Source organism: Pseudomonas sp. HMWF006 (genome assembly GCF_003061205.1).
Lineage (GTDB): Bacteria > Pseudomonadota > Gammaproteobacteria > Pseudomonadales > Pseudomonadaceae > Aquipseudomonas > Aquipseudomonas monsensis.
Genome location: NZ_QAIU01000558.1, coordinates 41,757 through 47,834 on the forward strand (window position 1 = coordinate 41,757; position 6,078 = coordinate 47,834).

General features: G+C 58.1%; 4 protein-coding genes and 2 pseudogenes. All 6 read left to right on the forward strand.

Annotated features, from left to right (window positions below):
• Window positions 1–303: pseudogene (locus DBR24_RS33745) on the forward strand (diadenosine tetraphosphatase); the annotation flags it as partial.
• A gap of 33 nt (window positions 304–336) precedes the next feature.
• On the forward strand, window positions 337–666 hold the full coding sequence (gene glpE / locus DBR24_RS25415) for a thiosulfate sulfurtransferase GlpE (protein ID WP_123469272.1): 330 nt from the start codon (window positions 337–339) through the stop codon (window positions 664–666).
• A 294-nt stretch (window positions 667–960) separates the two neighbouring features.
• Window positions 961–2,883: a PrkA family serine protein kinase gene (locus DBR24_RS25420; RefSeq protein ID WP_128616100.1), complete on the forward strand. Its 1,923-nt coding sequence runs from the start codon at window positions 961–963 to the stop codon at window positions 2,881–2,883.
• Window positions 2,884–3,000: 117 nt separating this feature from the next.
• The gene (locus DBR24_RS25425; protein WP_007910114.1) at window positions 3,001–4,272 is read left to right on the forward strand and encodes a YeaH/YhbH family protein; all 1,272 of its coding nucleotides are present in this window, start codon (window positions 3,001–3,003) and stop codon (window positions 4,270–4,272) included.
• The gene (locus tag DBR24_RS25430) at window positions 4,269–5,831 is read left to right on the forward strand and encodes a SpoVR family protein (RefSeq protein WP_123469274.1); all 1,563 of its coding nucleotides are present in this window, start codon (window positions 4,269–4,271) and stop codon (window positions 5,829–5,831) included. Before DBR24_RS25425 ends, DBR24_RS25430 begins: the two co-directional genes overlap by 4 nt.
• A gap of 63 nt (window positions 5,832–5,894) precedes the next feature.
• A pseudogene (gene cca, locus DBR24_RS25435) lies at window positions 5,895–6,078 on the forward strand (multifunctional CCA tRNA nucleotidyl transferase/2'3'-cyclic phosphodiesterase/2'nucleotidase/phosphatase); the annotation flags it as partial.

The following is a 6,078-nucleotide window of genomic DNA, read 5'->3' on the forward strand; positions in this document are numbered from 1 at the left end:
GATCTCAAGAGCAAGGAAGGCCTCGACACCGCCCCGCCAGGCTACAAACCCTGGTTTCAGCATAAAGAGCGCAAAACCCGTGGCCTGCGCATCATCTTTGGCCACTGGGCGGCGCTGGAAGGCGATGTCCATGAACCGGGTATCTCGGCGCTGGATACCGGTTGTGTCTGGGGTGGCAGCCTGACCCTGATGAACGTCGACAGCGGCGAGCGCGTGTCGTGCAAATGCGATGCACACGGCGGCCTTGCGCCAACCGTCGCACCACTTATCCCCGAACCTTCACCAGTCAGCGCGCCGCGTTAGACTGCGCTTTCAGCCGAGCAACAGGAACCCGCCATGAGCGAATTCAAACGAATCCCCCCGGAACAGGCCCAGGCCCTGCGCGAGCAAGGCGCCGTGGTGGTCGATGTCCGCGACCCTGCGACTTATGCCGCCCTGCATATCAGCGGTTCAAAGCACTTGGACAACCACTCGCTGCACGCCTTCATCCAAGGTGCCGATCTCGACGCACCGACGGTTGTCGTCTGCTACCACGGCAATTCCAGTCAGGGCGCTGCGGCCTATCTGGTCAGCCAAGGCTTCTCCGACGTCTACAGCATGGACGGCGGCTTCGAGCTGTGGCGTACGACTTATCCGTCGGAAACCGCGCAAGGCACCGCCGAATAATTTTTTTGTCACGTGCAGGCCCCGGCTGCCGTGGGCCTGCGCGGGGCAGACGAACGGTCTGCCACACATAATTACGTATCTCGCCTTTACCTCGCGAATTCCCAACTATCCTTAAGCCCAGGCCATCCAAAACAGGGGAGAGCCGGTACACCGGCGCACGGGTCATCGGGAGTGACTTTCAAGGTTGTCGACCGCGAAAGTGTTCTGGGGGGTAAACAAGCGGCCACCGCGGCTGCTTGCCAGCATCGACTGACTGATCCGGCGTCGGCTCCACGTATCGAGCGAGGTGACGTCATGAGTATCTTTAGCCACTTCCAACAACGCTTCGAGTCCACACGCCAGGAAGAACTCTCGCTGCAGGAGTACCTGGAACTGTGCAAAAAGGATCGCAGCGCCTACGTTTCCGCCGCCGAGCGTCTGTTAATGGCTATCGGCGAACCGGAACTGCTCGACACCTCGACCAACTCGAGGCTGTCGCGCATCTTCTCCAACAAGGTGATCCGGCGCTATCCGGCCTTTGAAGACTTCCACGGGATGGAAGAATGCATCGACCAGATTGTTTCGTATTTCCGCCACGCCGCCCAAGACCTGGAAGAGAAGAAACAGATCCTCTATCTGCTCGGCCCCGTCGGCGGCGGTAAATCGTCCCTGGCCGAGAAGCTGAAACAACTGATGGAAAAAGTGCCCTTCTACGCGATCAAGGGCTCGCCGGTATTCGAATCGCCCCTGGGTCTGTTCAACGCTACCGAAGATGGCGCGATCCTCGAGGAAGACTTCGGCATTCCACGGCGCTACCTGAACACCATCATGTCGCCATGGGCGACCAAGCGCCTGGCCGAATTCGGTGGTGACATCAGTCAGTTCCGCGTGGTCAAGCTGTACCCGTCGATCCTCAACCAGATCGCCGTGGCCAAGACCGAACCGGGCGACGAGAACAACCAGGACATCTCGGCACTGGTGGGCAAGGTCGATATCCGCAAACTCGAGGAATACCCACAGAACGACGCCGACGCCTACAGCTATTCCGGTGCGCTGTGCCGGGCCAACCAGGGCCTGATGGAATTCGTCGAAATGTTCAAGGCACCGATCAAGGTGCTGCACCCATTGCTGACCGCCACCCAGGAAGGTAACTACAACAGTACCGAAGGTCTGGGCGCGATTCCCTTCACCGGGATCCTGCTCGCGCACTCCAACGAATCGGAGTGGCACACCTTCCGCAACAACAAGAACAACGAAGCCTTCATCGACCGGATCTACATCGTCAAAGTGCCGTACTGCCTGCGCGTCAGCGACGAGGTGAAGATCTACGACAAGTTGTTGTTCAACAGCTCCCTGGCCAAGGCCCACTGCGCACCCGACACCCTGAAAATGCTGGCGCAGTTCACTGTGCTGTCACGCCTCAAGGAGCCGGAAAACTCCAACATCTATTCGAAGATGCGCGTCTACGACGGCGAAAACCTCAAGGACACCGATCCGAAGGCCAAGTCGATTCAGGAATACCGCGACTCGGCAGGCGTCGACGAGGGCATGAACGGTCTGTCGACCCGGTTTGCGTTCAAGATCCTGTCCAAGGTGTTCAACTTCGACCCGCATGAAATCGCCGCCAACCCGGTGCACCTGCTCTACGTGCTGGAACAGCAGATCGAACAGGAGCAGTTCCAGGCCGAAACCCGCGAGCGCTATCTGCGCTACCTCAAGGAATACCTGGCGCCGCGCTACATCGAATTCATCGGCAAGGAGATCCAGACCGCGTACCTCGAGTCTTACAGCGAATACGGGCAGAACATCTTCGACCGCTACGTGCTGTATGCGGACTTCTGGATTCAGGATCAGGAATACCGCGATCCGGAAACCGGCGAGATCCTCAACCGTGTGGCACTGAACGAGGAACTGGAGAAAATCGAGAAACCGGCGGGCATCAGCAATCCGAAGGATTTCCGCAACGAGATCGTCAACTTCGTCCTGCGCGCCCGGGCCAACAACAACGGCAAGAACCCGACCTGGCTCAGCTACGAAAAACTGCGGGTGGTCATCGAGAAGAAAATGTTCTCGAACACCGAGGACCTGCTGCCAGTCATCAGCTTCAACGCCAAGGCCAGCAAAGAGGATCAACAGAAACACAACGACTTCGTTACACGAATGGTCGAACGCGGCTACACCGACAAACAGGTACGGCTTCTTTCCGAATGGTACCTACGGGTCCGCAAATCGCAATAAAGCAGCTGCAAGCTTCTAGCGACAAGCTGCAAGAGAACAGCAGAGACCGGTTTCGGGAACGGGAGAGCTTTCACTTGCAGCTTGGGGCTTATGACTTGAAGCTCCCCGGAGGGGTCTATGAGCTATGTGATCGACCGACGTCTCAATGGCAAGAACAAGAGCACGGTGAACCGCCAACGTTTCCTGCGGCGTTACCGTGATCACATCAAGAAGGCTGTCGAAGAGGCGGTCAGCCGCCGCTCCATTACCGATATGGAGCACGGCGAGCAAATCAGTATTCCCGGTCGCGACATCGACGAACCGGTGCTTCATCATGGCCGCGGCGGCAAGCAGACCGTGGTGCATCCCGGCAACAAGGAGTTCACCGCCGGCGAACACATCGCCCGTCCACCGGGAGGCGGCGGCGGACGCGGGCCGGGCAAGGCCGGCAATTCCGGCGAGGGCATGGACGAGTTCGTCTTCCAGATCACTCAGGAAGAATTTCTCGAATTCATGTTCGAGGACCTCGAACTGCCGAATCTGGTCAAACGCAACCTGAGCGGTACCGACACCTTCAAGACCGTGCGCGCCGGGATCAGCAACGAAGGCAACCCTTCTCGCATCAATATCATCCGCACACTGCGTTCGGCTCACGCGCGGCGCATCGCGCTGTCCGGCAGCAGCCGGGCAAAACTGCGGGAAGTCAAAGAAGAACTTGAGCGTCTGAGACGCGAAGAGCCAGACAACTTCGGCGATATTCAGGAGCTTGAGGCAGAAATCGAGAAACTCAGCGCGCGTATCCATCGCGTTCCGTTCCTCGACACGTTCGACCTGAAATACAACCTGCTGATCAAGCAGCCCAACCCCAGTTCGAAAGCGGTGATGTTCTGCCTGATGGACGTCTCCGGCTCCATGACCCAGGCCACCAAGGACATCGCCAAACGCTTCTTCATCCTGCTGTACCTGTTTCTCAAGCGGAACTACGACAAGATCGACGTGGTGTTCATCCGCCATCACACCAGCGCCCGAGAAGTCGATGAGGAGGAGTTTTTCTACTCACGGGAAACCGGCGGCACCATCGTTTCCAGCGCCCTGAAGCTGATGCAGGAGATCATGGCCGAGCGTTATCCGAGCAACGAGTGGAATATCTACGCCGCCCAAGCCTCCGACGGCGACAACTGGAACGACGACTCGCCGATCTGCCGCGATATCCTGATCAACCAGATCATGCCGTTTGTGCAGTACTACACTTATGTGGAGATCACCCCGCGCGAACATCAGGCCTTGTGGTACGAGTACGAACGCATCGCCGAAGCCTTTTCCGACACGTTTGCCCAGCAGCAACTGGTCTCGGCCGGGGATATCTATCCGGTCTTCCGTGAACTCTTCCAGCGCAGGTTAGTGACATGACCGCCAAAGAGCAGAAGCGCCAACCCATTTCCACCGGCTCCGAATGGACGTTCGAGCTGATCCAGACCTATGACCGCGAAATCGCCCGTATCGCGGCCGGTTATGCGCTGGATACCTATCCCAACCAGATCGAAGTGATCACCGCCGAGCAGATGATGGATGCGTATGCCTCGGTGGGCATGCCACTGGGTTATCACCACTGGTCCTACGGCAAGCATTTCCTCAGCACCGAAAAATCCTACAGTCGCGGGCAGATGGGCCTGGCTTACGAGATCGTGATCAACTCGGACCCGTGCATCGCCTACCTGATGGAAGAAAACACCATCTGCATGCAGGCACTGGTGGTAGCGCACGCGTGCTACGGCCACAACAGCTTCTTCAAGGGCAACTACCTGTTCCGCACCTGGACCGACGCCAGCTCGATCATTGATTACCTGGTGTTCGCCAAGCAGTACATCATGCAATGCGAGGAACGCCACGGCATCGACGCAGTGGAAGACCTGCTCGACTCCTGCCATGCGCTGATGAACTACGGTGTCGACCGCTACAAGCGTCCGTATCCGATTTCCGCCGAAGAGGAACGCCGGCGGCAGAAGGACCGCGAAGAGCACATGCAGAAGCAGATCAACGATCTGTGGCGCACCATTCCCAAAGGCGCAGACAAATACAGCGACAAGGACAACGCACGCTTTCCGGCCGAACCGCAGGAAAACATTCTGTATTTCATCGAGAAGCACGCGCCGCTGCTGGAGCCCTGGCAGCGCGAGATCGTGCGGATCGTGCGCAAGATCGCCCAGTATTTCTATCCACAGCGCCAGACCCAGGTGATGAACGAAGGCTGGGCGACATTTTGGCACTACACGCTCATGAACGACCTGTATGACGAGGGCCTGGTCACGGATGGGTTCATGATGGAATTTCTCACCTCGCACACCAGCGTGGTGTTCCAGCCAGGTTTCGACAGCCCCTACTACAGCGGGATCAACCCGTATGCCCTGGGCTTTGCCATGTACCGCGACATTCGGCGCATGTGCGAAGAGCCGACTGAAGAGGACCGGCGCTGGTTCCCGGACCTGGCGGGCACTGACTGGTTGTCATCCATCAAGTTCGCCATGAGCAGCTTCAAGGACGAGAGTTTCATCCTGCAATACCTGTCACCGAAGGTGATCCGCGACCTGAAACTGTTCAGCATTCTCGATGATGATCAGAAGGATGATCTGCTGGTACCGGCGATCCACGACGAAGGTGGCTACCGAATCATTCGCGAAACCCTCGCTGCGCAGTACAACCTCGGCAATCGCGAACCGAACGTGCAAATCTACAGCATCGACCGCCGTGGCGACCGCTCGCTGACCCTGCGCCATCAGCAGCACGACCGCAAACCGCTGGGCGACTCCACCGACGAGGTGCTCAAACACCTGCATCGCCTGTGGGGCTTCGACATTCATCTGGAAACCCTGCAAGGCGACCAGATCATGAAAACCCATCACGTTCCGCCACGCAGTGAACACAGCGAAGGGGATTACGGCCGACTTGACCTCGCCGTCATTCATCTTTGATCCGCTTGCGGCCTCCGAAAGCCTGACACAAGGGTTATCCTGTCAGGCTAACGGAGGTTTTTTATGCAGATTTTCAAGGTTGGCGGCGCGGTTCGCGATCGCTTGCTGGGTATCCCGGTTACCGATGTCGATTGGGTAGTGGTCGGTGCAACCACGGAAGAAATGCTCGCCCAGGGTTATCGCCCGGTCGGTGCGGATTTCCCGGTGTTTCTCCATCCCAAAAGCGGCGAGGAGTACGCCCTCGCCC

Bases quoted from the DNA above. Each gene is read 5' to 3' on its own strand.
- glpE (WP_123469272.1), top strand. From the start codon at position 337: ATGAGCGAATTCAAACGAATCCCCCCGGAACAGGCCCAGGCCCTGCGC.
- DBR24_RS25420 (WP_128616100.1), top strand. From the start codon at position 961: ATGAGTATCTTTAGCCACTTCCAACAACGCTTCGAGTCCACACGCCAG.
- DBR24_RS25425 (WP_007910114.1), top strand. From the start codon at position 3,001: ATGAGCTATGTGATCGACCGACGTCTCAATGGCAAGAACAAGAGCACG.
- DBR24_RS25430 (WP_123469274.1), top strand. From the start codon at position 4,269: ATGACCGCCAAAGAGCAGAAGCGCCAACCCATTTCCACCGGCTCCGAA.